Raw genomic sequence first — 14953 nt, 5'->3', positions numbered from 1 at the left:
GCAGCCGATGCCGCCGCTTCGCCGCAGGCCGTCGCGAGCCAGGCGGGCCACGCCGCGCGCCTCGCCGCCCTGGCCGCGGGCGCCGTGGTCGATGCCGACGCAACATCTGCCGATACGGTCACCGCGACGGCAAGCTCGCCCACCGACCCGGCAGCCCTTGCCGGCCTGCCGGCAGCGATTGCCGCACTGCTCGCCGGTCGCGCCGAAGCCCCCTCCGGCGCGGATGCGACCGGCTCCGAAGCGGGCACGCTGCAGCTGGTTGCGGACGGCGGGCGCAAGTCGCTTCAGAATTCCGCACTGCTGCCGAAAACCGATCTGTCGGCCACGGCTGGCGGCAACACCGGTCCCGATGGCAACGCCACGCCGGCCTTCCTGCTCCAGGGCCGCGAGTTCGCCGCCGCAACCATGGCGGCTCGCGGCGCGAGCGGCGCCGGTGCAGGCGGCACCGCGGCGGATGGCCTCGAGGTGCCGGGCACGAGCAACGCGAACGGCAACCTGCCGGCCGGCCTGGCGCACACGCATGGCGCGACACATCTGCTGCGCCAGGCGTCCTCCGCGCACGCCGCATCGCCGCAGCTGCCGGTGGCGACCCCGGCCGGCGAGCAGGGCTGGGCGGAAGACGTCGGCAATCAGGTGCGCTGGATGCTCGGCCGTGCCGAGAGCAAGGCCGAACTCGTGCTGACGCCGCCGAACATGGGCAAGCTCGAGGTGTCGATCAACCTCGCCGGCGACCAGACGACGGCGCAGTTCATCGCCTCGAGCCAGGCCGCGCGCGACGCGCTCGAACGCGCGCTGCCGCAGCTGCGCGAGGCGCTGCAGCAGGCCGGCATCCTGCTGGGCGACGCCAACGTGAGCACCTCCGGCCAGGGCCGCGAGGGCGATGGACGCGAAGGCAGCGGCGGTCGTGGCGAGCGCGGCGAGGCGGGCGCGAGTGGCCACGCCGGCACCGGCGGTGCCGGGGTGTGGCTGAAACAGCAACAGGGGATGGTCGACACCTTCGCCTGAAGCGCGCGAATTGGGGCGGGCTTGCCCCACTAATCGGCGCTTTGGCGGGTGCGGACCTCCCGGATAATTCAATCCGTACTACAGGAGATTCGCATGGCCAAGGCGCCGGCAAAGACCGAGGAAGGCGACGAGACCCCCAAGAAGAAGGGCAAGCTCGGCCTGATCCTCATCATCGTGCTCGTGGTGATCGTGCTCGTGCTCGGCGCGCTCGTCGCGCTGCTGCTGCTCAAGGGCGGCAAGGACAAGGAGCACGAGGAGCCGGCGGCCCACGCCGCGCCGGCTGCGCAGCAGCTGCACACCACCGGCACGGTGGACCTCACCAAGCCGCCCACCTTCATCCCGCTCGACGCCTTCACGGTCAACCTGCGCCGCGACGAGGGCGACCACTACCTGCAGGTGGTCGCCGTGATGCGCGTGGCCGACGCGACCATGGACCCGACGCTGAAGGCCTTCATGCCGGAGATCCGCCACCGCATCAACCTGCTGCTGTCGAGCAAGCTGCCGTCCGAGGTGGCCACCGTCGAGGGCCGCGAGGCCTTGTCGCTGGCGATCACCGAGAGCGTGAACGAGGCGCTCGGCTTCAAGCCGGTGCGCGACGCCGCCGGCAGGCCGGTGCCCAACGGCCCGGTGCAGGCCGTGCTGTTCACCTCCTTCATCATCCAGTAAGGGATCGCCGCCATGTCCGCGGACTTTCTCTCCCAGGAAGAGGTCGACGCCCTGCTGCGGGGCGTCACCGGCGAGTCGGACGAGCCGGTCGCGGACGAAGCCGGCGTCGAGGGCGTACGCCCCTACAACCTCGCCACCCAGGAACGCATCGTGCGCGGGCGCATGCCCACGCTCGAGCTCATCAACGAGCGCTTCGCGCGCTACCTGCGCATCGGCCTGTTCAACTACATGCACCGCAACGCCGAGGTGTCGGCGGGGCCGATCAAGGTGCAGAAGTACGCCGAGTTCGTGCGCAACCTGGTGGTGCCGACCAATCTCAACCTGATCACCGCCAAGCCGCTGCGCGGCACCGGGCTGGTCGTGTTCGACCCCAACCTGGTCTTCCTGGTGGTGGACAACATGTTCGGCGGCGACGGGCGCTTCCACACCCGCGTGGAGGGCCGCGATTTCACCCCGACCGAGCAGCGCATCATCCGCGGCATGCTCGACGTCGTGTTTGCCGAATACGTGCGCGCCTGGGCACCGGTGTTCAATCTGCAGCCCGAGTTCATCCGCTCGGAGATGAACTCGCAGTTCGCCAACATCGCGACGCCCTCCGAGGTGGTGGTGTCGACCAGCCTCTCGGTCGAGTTCGGCGGCTCGCAGGCGGAGATGCACATCTGCTTCCCGTACTCGATGCTGGAGCCGATCCGCGACCTGCTCTATTCCTCGATGCAGAGCGACCACCTCACCTCGGACCGGCGCTGGATCAAGCTGCTGACACGTCAGTTGCAGACCGCCGAGGTGGAACTCGCATGCTCGTTCGGCACGGCGCGGGTGAGCCTGCGCGACATCGTCGACATGCGCGTCGGCGATGTGATCCCGCTCGCGGTGCAGCCGGTGCTGCAGGCCGAGGTCGACGGCGTGCCGGTGTTCGAATGCCGCCAGGGCACGCGCAACGGGCGCTATGCGCTGCGCGTGGAGCGCTTCATCACCGCCGAGGACAACGAACCCCCCATGATTCCGGGAGCCCAGAATGGCTGACGAGAACCTGATTACCGACGACGACTGGGCAGCCGCGATGCAGGAACAGGCCGCCGCCGAGGAAGGCGGCGACAGCGAAGCCGATCGGGTCGCCGCCGAGCTTGCGGCCGCGGCGATGGGCGACTCGCCCTACCAGGCCCGCCCCGCCAGCCAGCTCTTCGAGGACTTCGGCGCCCCGGCGGGCAAGCCGGGCGCGCTCAACGACTTCGACATGATCCTCGACATCCCGGTGCAGATCACCGTGGAGCTCGGGCGCACCAAGCTGTCGATCCGTAACCTGCTGCAGCTCGCGCACGGCTCGGTGGTCGAGCTCGACGGCCTGGCCGGCGAGCCCATGGATGTGCTGGTGAACGGCACCCTGATCGCCCAGGGCGAGGTCGTGGTGGTCAACGACAAGTTCGGCATCCGCCTCACCGACATCATCACCCCCGCCGAGCGCATGCGGAAGATCCGCAACTGAGCAGCGCGATGCCCGAACTCGGCGCCAGTCTCGTGCAGATGAGCTTCGGCCTGGCGGTGGTGGTCGGCCTGCTGTTCGCCTGCCTGTGGCTGCTACGCCGCCTGTCCGCCCCGCGCGGCGGCGGCGCGGCGATCAAGGTGCTCGGCGCGGCCGCGGTCGGCCCGCGCGAGCGCGTGGTGCTGGTCGAGATCGGTGAAGACGTGCTGGTGCTGGGCGTGGCGCCCGGCAGCGTCGCGCGCCTGCACGAACTCAAGCGCGCCGACCTGCCGCTGCCCGCCGACCTGCCGGCCCAGCCCCTGCCGGGCGGCAAGACCTTCGCCACCTGGCTGCGCCAGGCTGCGCAACGCAGGGAACGCCGCGATGAAGCCTGAGCGCCGCGCCCCGAGCCACCCCGTGGCACTGCTGCGCCTCGCGCTCGCCTGCGCGCTCGCCGGCCTGCCCCTGCTGGCGACGGCGCAGGCCCTGCCCGCGCTCACCACCAGCCCGGCGGCGGGCGGCGGCACGACCTACAGCCTGACCATCCAGACGCTAATGCTGATGACGCTCCTGAGCTTCATCCCGGCGTTGGTGCTGATGACAACCTGCTTCACCCGCATCGTCATCGTGTTCTCGCTGCTGCGCCAGGCCATGGGCACGCAGACCGCGCCGCCCAACCAGGTGCTGCTGGGCCTCGCCCTCTTCCTCACCTTCTTCGTGATGGCGCCGGTCGGCGAGCGCGTATACACGGAGGCCTATCTGCCCATGTCCGAAGGCCGCATCCAGTTCGACGAGGCGCTCGAGCGCGCCTCGGTGCCGGTGAAGGGCTTCATGCTCAAGCAGGTGCGCGAGCCCGACCTCGCGCTCTTCGCCGGGCTGGCCAAGCTGCCGCCGGTGGACAAGGCCGAGGACCTGCCGATGCGGGTGGTGATCCCCGCCTTCGTCACCTCCGAGCTCAAGACCGCCTTCCAGATCGGCTTCATCGTCTTCATCCCCTTCATCATCATCGACATGGTCGTGGCCTCGGTGCTGATGTCCATGGGCATGATGATGATGTCGCCGGTGATCGTGTCGCTGCCTTTCAAGATCATGCTGTTCGTGCTGGTCGACGGCTGGACGCTGCTGATCGGCTCGCTGGTGCAGAGCTTCGCGGTGTGACCGCGCCTGCCCGAGGACAAACGCCATGACCCCCACCACCGTCATCGAGCTCGGCCGCCAGGCCATCGAGGTCACCCTGATGGTGTCGGCGCCGCTCTTCCTCGCCGCGCTCGTCACCGGCCTGATCATCAGCATCTTTCAGGCCGCCACCCAGATCAACGAGATGACGCTCTCCTTCGTGCCCAAGCTGGTGGCGATCTTCGTGACCCTGGTGCTGGCCGGGCCGTGGATGATCACCCTGCTCACCGACTTCATCCGCCGGCTGTTCGAGTCGATCCCGGCGATGATCGGCTGAGCCTCCTCCCCGCCCCTCGCCCTTCCCCGCCACCATGCTCTCCGTCACCGCAGCCCAGCTCGACGCCTGGCTGGCGGCGCTGATGTTCCCGCTCGGGCGCCTGCTCGGGCTGTTCGCGTCGGCGCCGGTGTTCTCCAACCGTGGCGTGTCGGTGCGCATCCGCCTGGCGATCGGGCTGGGCGTGGCGATGGCGGTGCTGCCGGTCCTGCCGCCGATGCCGCAGGTGCCACCCGGCGGCGGACTGGGCCTGGCGATCTTCGCGCAGCAGATCCTGATCGGCATCGCCATCGGCTTCGTGATGCGCATCGTATTCGCTGCGGTGGACATGGCCGGCGCCCTGATCGGGATGCAGATGGGCCTCTCGTTCGCGGTCTTCTTCGACCCCGACGCGGGCGGGCAGACCGCGGTGCTGTCCGACTTCCTCAACCTGCTCGCGACCCTGATCTTCCTCGCCATCGACGGCCACCTGCTGATGATCGACCTCCTGGTGCGCAGCTTCGAGTGGCTGCCGGTGGCGACCGATGCGGTGGATGCCGGCGGCTGGGCCTTCCTCGCGCGCAGCGGCATCACGGTGTTCTCGGCGGGGCTGCTGCTGTCGCTGCCGGTGATCGCGGTCTTGCTGGTGGCCAACATCGCGCTCGGCGTGCTGACCCGCGCGGCGCCGCAGCTCAACCTCTTCGCGGTGGGCTTTCCGATCACGCTGACCGCGGGCTTCATCGGCGTGCTGCTGATCATGAGCAACTTCGCGCCGGTGCTGCAAAGCCTCTTCGAGCGCAGCTACGACACCATCGGCCTGCTGCTCGACGCGCTCGCGCCACGCCCCACACCCTGAGAGGGCCGCGCTCAGAACTCCGGGAAGGTGCGCGAACGCACCAGGCGGATCTCGCCGCTGGCGACGCGGCGGGCGAAAGGCCGGGTGGACTCGATGCCCTCCTCCCAGCTCAGCTCGTCGAAGCCGGCGAAACCGCCCGCACGCACGATCTCGCGCGCGTTGCGCAGGAAGACCCGGCGTGCCTCGCCGTCGCCGCCGGTGGTCATCCGCTTCATGTGCAGGTCCATGCGCACACGGTCTTCGCCGCTGCGGCTGACCTCGATCGACCACGTCGGCGCGAGCGGATCGTAGATGCCGTAGGCCACCAGCATGCCGGCGAGGTATTCCGGCTCGAGGTAGGAAAGCTCGCTCGCCATCCACACCGCGCCCACCGCACCGGCGATCGGCCCTGGGGCCGCGGCGGCGCGGTCGAGCAGGCCGGTGCCCTCGCGCTCGCTGGCGCAGCCGAGGACGGAACAGGCGGCAAGGACGAGGAGCGCGCGGCGCATGGCGGTCAGCTGAGGTAGTTGAACAGCGACAGCCCGGTCGTCTTGAGGAAGGACTGCTGGGCGGCTTCGAGGAAGGTGCGCTGCTGGGTCAGGCGCGAGATCGCCTCGTTGTAGTCGAGGTCCTGCAGGTTGGACAGCGTGGTCTGGTACTGCAGGTCGAGATCGCTGCCGATGAAGCCGAGTTGCTCGACCTCGACCTGCTGCGAGCCGATCTGCGCGCGCACGGTGAGCGTGCGGTCCAGGCTGTCGTCGAGACCGCCCAGCGCCGTGCTCACCGCGCCGCTCACATCGCCTCCGCCTTCGAGGGCGGAGATGAACTCGCCCAGCACCTTGAACACCCCGTCGCCCTCGCTCCCGAACACCGACTCGCCACCAAAGCTGATCGGCATGAAGCGGGAGGACGAAACCTGCATGGTGCGCGAACCCTGATCGCCCTTGTAGTCGCTGCCGAGCGTGCCGGCAGTGACCGTCTTCTCGAACGGCGGCGTGTTCGACCGGTAGCCGGCGAACAGGTAGTCGCCGTTGGCGTCGCGCGTGTTGGCGATCGCCAGCATGGCATCGAACTGGCTGCGCAGGTCGGAGGCGATCGACTGGCGGTCGGACGGCGACAGTGCGGGATTGCCAGCCGCGAGCACGCGCTCGCGCGCGTACTGGATGATCTCACCGGCTCCGTCGAGCTGGCCGTCGACCAGCTTGAGCGCATCGTCGGCATAGCCCTGGTTGGTGATGAACTGCTGGTTCACGCTCTTCGACTGGCTGACATCGAGCGCGCGCGCGGAGGCCACCGGATCGTCCGAAGGGGTGAGGATCTTGCGGCCGGTGGCGATCTGCTGGCCGGTGTGCAACAGCGCGGCGGACTGCTTTTGCAGGGCGATGACGCCCTGGTCGTAGATCATGTTGGTCGATACGCGCATGGTGTGCTCTCTCCTCAGCGGGCGATCGCCAGTATCTCGTCGAACAGGCGCTGCGCCACGCCCATCACCTTGGCCGCAGCCTGGTAGCTCTGCTGGAAGCGCACCAGGTTGGCCGCCTCCTCGTCCAGGTTCACGCCCGAGACCGCGTCGCGCGAAGCCTTGGCCTGGTCGAGCAGCGAGGTCTGGGTGCGTTCGCCGGCCTGCACCTCGCGCGTCTTGCTGCCGACCTTGGCCACCAGCTGCGCATAGGCGTTGTTGAGCGTGGCGGTGGCCTGGCCGCCGCTGCCGAACAAGAGCTTGTCGGTCTGCAGCGCGCCGAGCAGCGCAGCGTTGCGGTTGTCGGCGACGCCGCCCTTGTTGTCGGCGAGCGCGATGACATCGTTAGCGGCAGGGGTGCCGGAGATCTTGAGCTCGAGCCGGACGCCTCCGGGCCCCTCCAGCGTGAAGGACTCACCCGCGGCGCTGGTCGCCGGGTCGTAGGCCAGGGTCGCAGGCCAGCCGGCCGCCCCAGGCGCAGCCGCGTCGAGTTCGAAGCGCTTGTCCACCGCGTTGAAGGTGTACTTCAGGGCGGGCAGGCCGAGCTCGGTGCCGGCCGCCGCACTGCCGCGGCTGAGCAGCCCGGATTGCTCGATCCGCAGCGAGCTCCCGTCGCCCCTGGTCGGACTGGCCAGCACCGGCGCCGCGGCCGCGACGGCGCGCGGGTCCCGGTTCGCCACCTCGATCGCCCCCGCGGTGTAACGGGTGGGATAGACGAAGGCCGGCTCGGTCAGGGTGCTCCGCGCGCCGGTAAAGACGAGCCCCTGCGCCCGGATGGTGGTCGAACCGTCCGCCTCGGTCACGAGCTGCATCTGCGCGGCGGGCACGGCGTTGCCCGTGGCGAGGTCGGTGAGCTGGAAGGCCGCGCCGTCGTAGCGCAGCGAGTAGTCGCTGCCGGTGAGCGAGGAGACCTGCCCGGGGTCGATCCGGACGCTCAGGCCGCTGTCCGACGGATCGACGCGCACCCCGCCGATCCTGAAGAAATCTCCCCCCAGCCGGCCTTCCAGGTCGAGGCCGAGCGCGTGCTGGCTATTGAACTCGGTCGCCAGCGTGGTCGCCAGCAAGCCGAGGCTGCGCTGCGCCGAGGCCGTGCCCTCGCGGCGCGCCGCCAGCAGGCCGCCGAGCGTGCCACCACCGACGAGGCTCTCGGCGAGCGGCTCCACCACCCCCGAGTTGGCGCGCACCGTGATCATCGAGCGCCCGTTCTCGTCGAGCTGGTCGCCCAATTCGAGCTGCTTGGCGCGATTGCCCATGACCAGGCTCTGCCCCGAACCGATGAAGACCGACGTCGAACCGTCGCGCTGCTCCACCGTGCTCACCTTGACGAGGCGGTTGAGCTCGGCGATCGCCTGGTCGCGCTGGTCGAGCAGGTCGTTGGCGGCCGAACCGGCGCCGCCGGTGCGCGAGATCACCATGCGCTCGTTGAGCTCGGCGATCGCGGCGGCGTAGCCGTTGATGCTCTCCAGCGTGCTGCGCATCTCGGTCTCGACGCCTTCCGCGATCTCCGAGATACGCCCGTCCAGGGTGCGGAAGCGCGCCGACAGGGTATCGCCGCTGGAGAGCAGCGCCTGGCGCGCGGCCACGTTGGTCGGGTTGGAGGTGACGTTCTGCAGCGCACCGAAGAATTCGTTGAGCGCGGGCGTGAGGCCGGTGTCGGCGTCGGCGAGCACGTTGTCGAGCTGGCTGATGAACTGGCTGTAGGCGGCGTATTCCGCACGCCGGCTGTCGGCGCTCAGCACCTGGCCCTCGAGCAGCTGGCTGTAACTGCGCGCCACGCCGGTGACGCCGGTACCGGTGCCGAAGAAGGCGCCGCCGCTGTATTGCGGGTCGCGCGCTTCCTGGGTGACGGTCTGGCGATGGAAGCCCGGCGTCGCCGCGTTGGCGATGTTGTGGCTGGTGGTGTTGAGGTAGGCCTGGGAGGCGCTGAGCCCGGTCAGTCCGATATTGAGCAAGGACGCCATGATGTTTCCCTGATGCGCTGGTTCGAGCCTCTACACGCAAGATCCTTGCCAGCGCTCGATACGCACCTCGACCGCCGGTCCTCAGCCCGCCATTGCCAGTGCACTGCGCAAGGTATTGCCGCCGATGATGCGGGTGAGCTTGTCGGCATACATCGGGTCGGTGGCGTAGCCGGCGTCCTGCAGGCCGCGCGCGAAGGCCGCCGCGTCGGTCTGGCCGAGCACGCCGGCGTAGCGCGGGCTGCGCGTCATCAGCTGGGCATAGTCGCGGAAGGACTCGGCATACGAGCCGTAGGAACGGAAGTGCGCAGCCTCGGTGTAGGCCTGGCCGTCGGCGTACTCGGTGACCTCGCGCGCGACGGTACGCCCCGGCCACGCACTCCCGGCCTTGATGTTGAAGAGGTTGTGGCTCGGGCTGCCGTCCTCGTGACGCAACTGCTTCTGTCCCCAGCCGGTCTCGAGCGCCGCCTGGGCGACCATGAATTCAGCCGGAATGCCGGTGCGGCGGCTGGCTTCCTGCGCGTGCGGCCACACCTCGGTGACGAAGTCCTGCGCGGACTTCGATACCGCCCCGCCGGCATCGCGCGCGCTGCGCACCGCGGCGTCGAGGCGGGTCTGCAGCGCAGCACGCTCGTACACCGACAGCGCGGAAAACTCCCCTGCGGTCGCGGCGGCGCCCAGCGCGGGCACGCGCGCCTCGGCCGGCAAGGCGGCAAGGCGCGGGGCGGCAGCACTTTCCGCATCGCGCGCGAGCACGGCAGGAATTGCCGGGCGGCGACGCACGTCGGCAAGGTCGAAGCCGGTCTTGCCGGCCTCGCCTGCCGCGTCGGGCCGCACCGCAGCCTTGCCGCCAAGCTGGCGGTAGAGCATCTCGGACAGGCCGGTGCCGCCCGACTGCGACATCTCCAGTGCCATCTGCTGGTCGAGCATGCCCTGCCAGGAGCGCGTCTGCTCGCTGTCCATCATGCCGTTCTGGCCGGTGGTCGCACGCATGGACTTCATGACCATCTGCAGGAAGAGCCCCTCGAACTGCCTGGCCGCGGCGCGCAAGGCCGCGTCCGAGCCGCCCTCGCTGCGCGCCAGGCGCTTCAGGTCGCCGAGCGAATTGGGATCGAGCGCGTTGAGCTGGACGCCCTTGTTCATGGCAACTTCCTCAGATGACCTCGAGTTCGGCGCGCAGCGCGCCGGCCGCCTTCATGGCCTGCAGGATGCTGACCAGGTCCATCGGCTTGGCGCCCAGGGTGTTGAGCGCCTTCACCACGTCGGCGAGGTTGGCGCCGCCGCGCACGTTGAAGAGCGCACCGCCCTCCTGGGCGACGTCGACCTGGCCGCGCTGGGTGACCACCGTCTGTCCGCCCGAGAGCGGCGGCGGCTGGCTGACCTGGGTCTCGATATTGACCGTGACCGTGAGGTTGCCGTGGGCGACCGCACAGTTCTGCAGCGTCACGCGCTGGTTCATGACCACCGAGCCGGTGCGCGAGTTGACGATGACCTTGGCGGCCTGCTGCACCGGCGTGACCTCGAGGTTCTCGATGTGGCCGAGGAAGGCGACGCGCGCGCTGGAGTCGGTCGGCGCGCGCACCTGGATGCTGCGCCCGTCGAGCGCGCTCGCTGCGCCCGGATAGACCAGGTTGATCGCATCGACGACCCGGCGCGCGGTGCCGAAGTCGGCGTCGTTGAGTTCGAACAGCACCGCGTCGCCCTGGCCGAGTGCGGTCGGGACCGCGCGCTCGACGGTCGCGCCGCCCGGGATGCGTCCGGCCGACAGGTGATTGATGACCAGCGAGGCGCCCCCACCTTGCGCGCCCGCGCCGCCGACCGCCATGTTGCCCTGGGCAATGGCATAGACCTGACCGTCGGCACCCTTGAGCGGCGTCATCACCAGAGTGCCGCCGCGCAGGCTCTTGGCGTTGCCGATCGAGGACACGGTGACGTCGATCGCCTGCCCGGGACGGGCGAAGGCCGGCAGGTTGGCGGTGACCATGACCGCGGCGACGTTCTTGAGCTGCAGGTTGGTGCCGGGCGGCAGGCTCACGCCGAGGTTGCCGAGCATGTTGACGATGCTCTGCACGGTGAAGGGGGTCTGCGTGGTCTGGTCGCCCGAACCGTCCAGGCCGACGACCAGCCCGTAGCCGACGAGCTGGTTGTCGCGCACGCCGGCCACCGAGGCGAGGTCCTTGATGCGCTCGGCCGCGGCGTACGCCTGCGCCGGATGCAAGATCAGCACGGCGAGGGAGACGACCGCGGCGCGCAGCAGAAGGGAGGCGAGACAGGACATGGCGCGGCCCTCAGAACGGCATGATCGCCACGAAGAAGCGCTGCAGCCAGCCCATGGTGTTGGACTCGTCGATGAAGCCGCTGCCGCGGTACTCGATGCGCGCATCCGCCACCTGGGTCGACTGCACGGTGTTGGCGGTGGTGACGGTGTTCGGGTTGATCACGCCCGAGAAGCGGATGAACTCGTTGCCCTGGTTGATCGCCACCATCTTCTCGCCCGACACCAGCAGGTTGCCGTTGGGGTAGACGTCGATCACGGTGACCGTGATCGTGCCGTTGAAGACGTTGTTGGCCGCGGCCGCGCCCTTGCCGTTGAAGTCGGACTCGGCATCGGCCTCGAGCTCCAGGCCGTTCAGGCCGCTCAAGGGCAGGCGGTTGATGGGGCCGATGCCGGCGCTCATGTTGCCGTTGCGGGTGGCGTTGGCGTTGGCGCTCTTCTCCGCGGTGTTGCGCTCGACCAGGTTGATCGTGATCGTGTCGCCGATGCGGCGCGCGCGCCGGTCCTCGAACAAGGGGCGTGCCTGCACGGTCTGGTAGATCGCGCCATTGGCGGGCAGCGCGGTCGCCATCGCCTCGGGGCGCACGCTCATCGGCTGATGCACCGCAGACGGCGGGGTGGTCTGGATCGCGGCGCAGCCCGACAGCAGCGCGAGCAGGCCGACGACGATCGAATGCCTGGCGAGCTTCATCGTGCGCCTCACAGCTGGGTCAGCCGGCCGAGCATCTGGTCGGAGGTCGAGATCGCGCGCGAGTTGAGCTCGTAGGCGCGCTGGGTCACGATCATGCTCACGAGTTCCTCGGCGACGTTGACGTTGGAGACCTCGACATAGCCCTGGTTGAGCACGCCCGCGCCGTTGGTGCCCGGCTGGGTGGGCGTGGCCACGCCGCTCGAGGCGGTCTCGTAGAACAGGTTCTCGCCCGCGGCCTGCAGGCCGCCCGAGTTGATGAAGGTGGCGAGCTGGATGGCGCCGATTTCCACCGGCGCGGTCTGCCCGGCCTGCAGCACGCTGACCGTGCCGTCCTTGCCGATGGTGATCGAGAGCGCGTCGGCGGGGATGTTGATGTTGTCGGCCAGGGTGTAACCGCTGGCGGTGACGACGTTGCCCTGACTGTCGAGCTGGAAAGCGCCGTCACGGGTGTAGGCGGTGGTGCCATCGGGCATGGCGACCTGGAAAAAGCCGTTGCCCTGCACCGCGACGTCGAGCGAGCCACCGGTCTGCTGCAATGTGCCTTGGGTGAAGATGCGCTCGGTCGCCACCGGCTTGACGCCGGTACCGATCTGCAGGCCGCTGGAGATCTGCGTCTGCTGGGTCGACTGTGCGCCAGGCTGGCGGATGGTCTGGTAGAGCAGGTCCTCGAAGATCGCACGCTGACGCTTGAAGCCGTTCGTGGAGACGTTGGCCAGGTTGTTGGAGATCACGTCCAGCGAGGTTTGCTGGGCATCCAGCCCGGTACGGGCGGTCCACAGGGAGCGGATCATGATGGGTTCCTTTGCCTTGCGTTGCCGGGGCGGCAGGATTTGCCGTGCGGGGTTGGAATACCCAGCTGAAATTGCCGCCGTGCTGCCGCTTTTTCGATGGGATCAGTCTAGGCCGGTGCCGTCACCGACCATCCTGCGATAAGCAACGCAAAAACCGTGCTAATCGAAGCGGCCGGGTGCGCAAAAAAGGCCGGGCGCCCCATGCTACCCGGCCCGCGCAGCCCGGCTCGGCGGGGAGCGCGCCTCGATCAGCCCTGGCCGCCGATGACCCGCGCGGCCGAGCGGTCGTTCTGCTCGGCGGTCGACAGCATGCGGGTCTGCATCTCGAACTGACGGGCAAGCGAGATCATCTGCACCATCTGGTCGACCACGTTGACGTTGCTGCCCTCGAGATAGCCCCCGGCGACGCGCACATTGGGATCGACCGGCGCGGGCGCCCCGCCCTGCAGGCGGAAGAGGCCGTCGTCGCCACGCACCAGCTGCGCCTCGGGCGGATTCACCAGCTTGAGCTGCGCGACCACGTTGACCACACCCGGCTGATCGGGCTGCAAGGCCGAGACTGAACCGTCGGCACCGATGGTGATCTCGTTGTCGGGCGGGATCGTGACCGGCCCGCCGTCGCCCAGCACCGGCCTGCCGTCGCGCGTCTGCAGGACGCCGTTGGCGCTCACCGCGAGGCTGCCGTTGCGGGTGTAGGCCTCGCTGCCGTCCGGCATCTGCACCGCCAGCCAGCCTTTGCCGGCGAGCGCGACGTCGAAGGGCCGGCCGGTGAACTGCAGCGGCCCCTCGGTGAAGTCGTTGGCGACGCTGGCGTCGACCGTGAAGGCGCGCGTGCGCAGCGCCTCGGTCTGCACCTCGACCGCGCGCAGCTTGTGCAACTCTGCGCGGAAACCCGTGGCGTCGACGTTGGCGAGGTTGTGCGCGACCGCCGCCTGCTGGTCCATGGTGCCCTTGGCGCCGGTCATCGCGGTGTAGATCAGGCGGTCCATCGCTGGCCTCTCGTGTCAGGCAGGTTTCAGGATCAGCGCAGGTTCACCAGGGTCTGCAGGACCTGGTCCTGCGCCTTGATGGATTGCGCGTTGGCCTGGTAGTTGCGCTGCTGCACGATCATCTGCACCAGCTCGTTGGTGAGCTCCACGTTGGCGTCCTCGATCATGCCCGCCGAGACCACGCCCGCGACCCCCTCGCCGGCCTTGGACGGCGCAGTGAGGCCGGATTCGGTGGTCGCTTCCCAGAAGTTGTTGCCGATCGACAGCAGCGCGTTCGGATTGCGGAAGGTCTGCAGCGCGAGCTGGGCGAGTTCGCGCGTCTCGCCATTGGTGTAGCGACCGGTCACGATGCCGTCCCGTCCCACGCTGACTCCGGCGAGCTCGCCCCCGGTGTAGCCGTCCTGGGTGAGCTCGGTGATCAGGTAGGAGCCACCGATCTGGCGCATGTCGCTGAAATCGACGTGGAAACGGATGCGGTCCGCACCCGGCGTGTAGGAAGCCGGGATCGCCAGCGGATTCGCAGCCGTCGGCCCGACGATGGGCGTGTTCACCGTACCCTTCTCGTTGAAGGTCAGGCTCCAGATCACGCTCGGGTCCTCGATCGAGCCATCGGTCCCGACCCCCAAGGGATAGCCGCCGTCCACGCTGGTGAAGACCTTCCAGGTGTTCTCGTTCGTGTTGACCGGATCGTTCGGGGTCGGGGTCACCTTGGCGAAGTAGTAGGTGAGCTCGTGCGACTTCCCGAGGCTGTCGTACGCCTTGATCGAGGTCGAGAAATTGTAGGTGCGCGCGTCCTGCCAGTTCTCGCCCGCAGGGAGCGGAAACGTGAAGGTCGAGCCGAACAGCTGTGGGTAGCGCTGGGCTGCGCTCAGGTCGTTCGCATCGAGGTTTCCGCCGATCTCCACCCGGCTGGTCGGCATGGGCTGGGAACCGACGATCGGCACCTGGACGTCCTTGAGGCCGCCGATCGGCGTGGGCAGGGCGCCCGGGGTGACCGGACTCTGGAAGCCCTTGAGCCTTTCGCCGGTGGGGGTGCGGATGAAACCCTCCTTGTCGAGCTCGAACTGGCCGTTGCGGGTATACACGTCCGGGCCGTTCTCGCGGCTGACCACGAAGAAGCCGTCGCCGTTGATCGCCAGGTCGAGCGGGTTGTTGGTGGTGGTGAGGTTGCCCTGGGTGAAGGTCTGCCGCACCGCACCGAGCGTGGCGCCCACACCCACCTGCTTGCCCGAGATCGAGCCGGTCAGCGAGGCCGCAAAGACGTCCGAGAAGATCGCGGAGCCGGTCTTGAAGCCGATCGTGTTGGTGTTGGCGACGTTGTTGGAGATGATGTCCAGGGCCTTGGAGGAAACGCTCAGGCCGCTCAAACCTTGCTGGAAAGACATGATCGGGGCTC

The 14953-nt window shown here is 68.9% G+C and carries 17 protein-coding genes; 8 read left to right on the top strand and 9 right to left on the bottom strand.

Annotated elements, in window-relative coordinates; translation table 11 throughout:
- The 8 genes from C665_RS08695 to fliR all read left to right on the top strand — a co-directional run.
- Positions 1-1005 (top strand): flagellar hook-length control protein FliK (locus C665_RS08695; RefSeq protein WP_004305561.1); only part of this gene is annotated, 1005 nt, incomplete at its 5' end.
- A gap of 93 nt (positions 1006-1098) precedes the next feature.
- A complete protein-coding gene (locus C665_RS08690; RefSeq protein ID WP_004305560.1) occupies positions 1099-1671 on the top strand; it encodes a flagellar basal body-associated FliL family protein in 573 nt (190 codons plus the stop codon).
- Positions 1672-1683: 12 nt separating this feature from the next.
- Positions 1684-2694 (top strand): flagellar motor switch protein FliM, encoded by a 1011-nt coding sequence (gene fliM, locus C665_RS08685; RefSeq protein ID WP_004305559.1) that lies wholly within the window; start codon positions 1684-1686, stop codon positions 2692-2694.
- Entirely contained in the window at positions 2687-3154 is a 468-nt protein-coding gene (fliN, locus tag C665_RS08680; RefSeq protein WP_004305558.1) for a flagellar motor switch protein FliN, read from the top strand. Before fliM ends, fliN begins: the two co-directional genes overlap by 8 nt.
- Before the next feature lie 8 nt (positions 3155-3162).
- The gene (gene fliO, locus C665_RS08675) at positions 3163-3525 is read left to right on the top strand and encodes a flagellar biosynthetic protein FliO (RefSeq protein WP_004305555.1); all 363 of its coding nucleotides are present in this window, start codon (positions 3163-3165) and stop codon (positions 3523-3525) included.
- Entirely contained in the window at positions 3515-4288 is a 774-nt protein-coding gene (gene fliP / locus C665_RS08670; protein WP_004305553.1) for a flagellar type III secretion system pore protein FliP, read from the top strand. Before fliO ends, fliP begins: the two co-directional genes overlap by 11 nt.
- A gap of 25 nt (positions 4289-4313) precedes the next feature.
- Positions 4314-4583 (top strand): flagellar biosynthesis protein FliQ, encoded by a 270-nt coding sequence (gene fliQ, locus C665_RS08665; protein WP_004305551.1) that lies wholly within the window; start codon positions 4314-4316, stop codon positions 4581-4583.
- 34 nt (positions 4584-4617) lie between these two features.
- Positions 4618-5415, top strand: coding sequence for a flagellar biosynthetic protein FliR (fliR, locus tag C665_RS08660; protein WP_004305547.1), 798 nt, complete (start codon positions 4618-4620; stop codon positions 5413-5415).
- An 11-nt stretch (positions 5416-5426) separates the two neighbouring features.
- Here the strand turns inward: fliR and C665_RS08655 are convergent, their stop codons facing one another.
- The 9 genes from C665_RS08655 to flgE all read right to left on the bottom strand — a co-directional run bounded on the left by C665_RS08655 (position 5427) and on the right by flgE (position 14942).
- A complete protein-coding gene (locus tag C665_RS08655) occupies positions 5427-5903 on the bottom strand; it encodes a hypothetical protein (RefSeq protein ID WP_012585742.1) in 477 nt (158 codons plus the stop codon).
- 5 nt (positions 5904-5908) lie between these two features.
- Positions 5909-6817, bottom strand: a complete 909-nt coding sequence (gene flgL / locus C665_RS08650; RefSeq protein ID WP_004305545.1) for a flagellar hook-associated protein FlgL — start codon at positions 6815-6817, stop codon at positions 5909-5911.
- Between the two features lie 14 nt (positions 6818-6831).
- Positions 6832-8814 carry a flagellar hook-associated protein FlgK gene (gene flgK, locus C665_RS08645; protein WP_004305542.1) on the bottom strand — a complete coding sequence of 661 codons (1983 nt, stop codon included), beginning with the start codon at positions 8812-8814 and terminating at the stop codon, positions 6832-6834.
- 81 nt (positions 8815-8895) lie between these two features.
- On the bottom strand, positions 8896-9954 hold the full coding sequence (gene flgJ, locus C665_RS08640; protein WP_004305539.1) for a flagellar assembly peptidoglycan hydrolase FlgJ: 1059 nt from the start codon (positions 9952-9954) through the stop codon (positions 8896-8898).
- 10 nt (positions 9955-9964) lie between these two features.
- Positions 9965-11089 carry a flagellar basal body P-ring protein FlgI gene (locus tag C665_RS08635; RefSeq protein ID WP_004305536.1) on the bottom strand — a complete coding sequence of 375 codons (1125 nt, stop codon included), beginning with the start codon at positions 11087-11089 and terminating at the stop codon, positions 9965-9967.
- Positions 11090-11099: 10 nt separating this feature from the next.
- On the bottom strand, positions 11100-11777 hold the full coding sequence (locus C665_RS08630) for a flagellar basal body L-ring protein FlgH (RefSeq protein WP_004305535.1): 678 nt from the start codon (positions 11775-11777) through the stop codon (positions 11100-11102).
- Between the two features lie 8 nt (positions 11778-11785).
- Positions 11786-12568: a flagellar basal-body rod protein FlgG gene (gene flgG, locus C665_RS08625; RefSeq protein WP_004305533.1), complete on the bottom strand. Its 783-nt coding sequence runs from the start codon at positions 12566-12568 to the stop codon at positions 11786-11788.
- Positions 12569-12816: 248 nt separating this feature from the next.
- Positions 12817-13557: a flagellar basal-body rod protein FlgF gene (gene flgF, locus C665_RS08620; protein WP_004305532.1), complete on the bottom strand. Its 741-nt coding sequence runs from the start codon at positions 13555-13557 to the stop codon at positions 12817-12819.
- Between the two features lie 32 nt (positions 13558-13589).
- Positions 13590-14942 carry a flagellar hook protein FlgE gene (gene flgE, locus C665_RS08615; RefSeq protein ID WP_004305529.1) on the bottom strand — a complete coding sequence of 451 codons (1353 nt, stop codon included), beginning with the start codon at positions 14940-14942 and terminating at the stop codon, positions 13590-13592.
- Positions 14943-14953: the final 11 nt, after the last annotated feature.

The sequence above is a fragment of the Thauera aminoaromatica S2 genome, from assembly GCF_000310185.1.
Classification (GTDB): domain Bacteria; phylum Pseudomonadota; class Gammaproteobacteria; order Burkholderiales; family Rhodocyclaceae; genus Thauera; species Thauera aminoaromatica.
The sequence above is the reverse complement of the archived record's forward strand: the minus strand, read 5'-3'. Positions and strand labels throughout refer to the sequence as shown.